Origin of the sequence: Burkholderia sp. ABCPW 14, from assembly GCF_001523835.1 — a bacterium.
Lineage (GTDB): Bacteria > Pseudomonadota > Gammaproteobacteria > Burkholderiales > Burkholderiaceae > Burkholderia > Burkholderia mayonis.
This window is the reverse complement of sequence record NZ_LOVS01000169.1, coordinates 1-1,384: the sequence shown is the minus strand read 5'-3', so window position 1 is coordinate 1,384 and position 1,384 is coordinate 1. Positions and strand designations below refer to the sequence as shown.

Sequence of the window (1,384 nt, the reverse complement as noted above, 5' to 3'; positions counted from 1 at the left end):
GCTGTCGCGGACAAATAGAAATGTCCGGTTTTGTAGCAAATGAAATGTCCGCATGTTGGCGGGGGCGGCAAGCCGGCGTAGGGCGTAGCCCGAAGCCGGCTTGCCGCCCCCGCGGCTGTCTGGCGGACCCTCAGGCAGCCAACTGAACCGGGGCGCTGACAAGCGCACCTTGCGCATCATAGCGCCCCAGGCAACGTGGCCCGTAAAACACCGCCAGCGTGCCGTCCACATATCGATGCACACGCACGCGCCGCTTGACGTAGTGAGGCCGTGCGCTATCGGCTGGAATCTGCAACTTCAGCCGCTCGAAGCTCACGCAGTTGTCATTGCCTACCGTGCGCTCGTGATGCTCACATAGGATATCGGCCAAGCCGTTGCCGATGTAGGGTACAAAGGCACTGCCCGACTCGGCAGCCGGCACGGCGAACTCAGCGTTGTGACGCGGCATGTAGACCTGCTGCAGGTAGGCGTTGGCTTGCTGCATATCGGTGATGTCGGCCTTGGCGAGCTCGCGTGGCAAGCGCTCCTGGTGTGTGCCGAAAGCGCGCTCGGAACGCCCACGGGCCTCGGGTGAATAGGCCGCGATGTGCTCGATACCCAACTGCGCCAGCGCCCGGCCAAACTGTGTCGGGTTGTTGTGGTCGACCTTGCCTCCGGCTTCGGGCGTATGGAAGTAATGGCTGCCGCGGTCGGTGTAGAGCGCGCAAAACAAGCCGTGGCAGGCAATCGTCTGGCCCACGCCGTGAAAGCTGGAAGCCGTGCCTTCCTCTTCGCAGAAGAACATCGACAGGTGCTCGCCTGTCGCGTCGTCCAGCGTCACCACAAGGTCCCAGTCGTGCCCGGCCACCCACTCATGGCGACTGGCATCCTGATGCACCAGCATGCCCGGCAACGGCGCGCGCTCACGCTTCTTGCGGTGCTTGCCGCGCGCCTTGGCGCGCTTGACCTCACCCGCCTGCTGCAACTGGTTCTTCACCCACGTGTAGCTGCGCTGACCCGCATGTTCGCGCCGATACCAGCAATGGAAATGCCGCACGTTCCAGCCTGCGTAGTCACGCCGGTACAGCTCCACCAGCTTGACCACCTCATCAACCGGCGCACGCCGATGCGAAATCTGCTCGATCCGCTTGTCGATCAGCCCATCGAGCCCATCGGCTTCGTAGCGTCCCATCTGGCGGCGAAACGTGCGCTCGCATACCCCCAGCAGCCTCGCTGCCTCCGCTTGCGTCAGGCGCTTCTCCTGCCAGTCCGTGTAGACCTCTTCGAATCTCATCTTCCGGGTTTCCTGTAACCACCGTGCCCGGCTTACGGGTGGCTTCATGCCGCACCCAAAAACCGGACAGATTACGTGCTACAGACCCGGACAATTCATTTGCTCGCGACA

At 62.9% G+C, this 1,384-nt stretch carries 1 protein-coding gene; it reads right to left on the bottom strand.

Going from position 1 to position 1,384, the window contains the following annotated elements; all coding sequences use genetic code 11:
* Positions 1 to 130 precede the first annotated feature (130 nt).
* On the bottom strand, positions 131 to 1,273 hold the full coding sequence (locus WS62_RS26590) for an ISNCY family transposase (protein ID WP_066577265.1): 1,143 nt from the start codon (positions 1,271 to 1,273) through the stop codon (positions 131 to 133).
* Positions 1,274 to 1,384: the final 111 nt, after the last annotated feature.

Coding starts and splice junctions, on each gene's coding strand:
- WS62_RS26590 (WP_066577265.1), bottom strand. CDS start 1,273: ATGAGATTCGAAGAGGTCTACACGGACTGGCAGGAGAAGCGCCTGACG.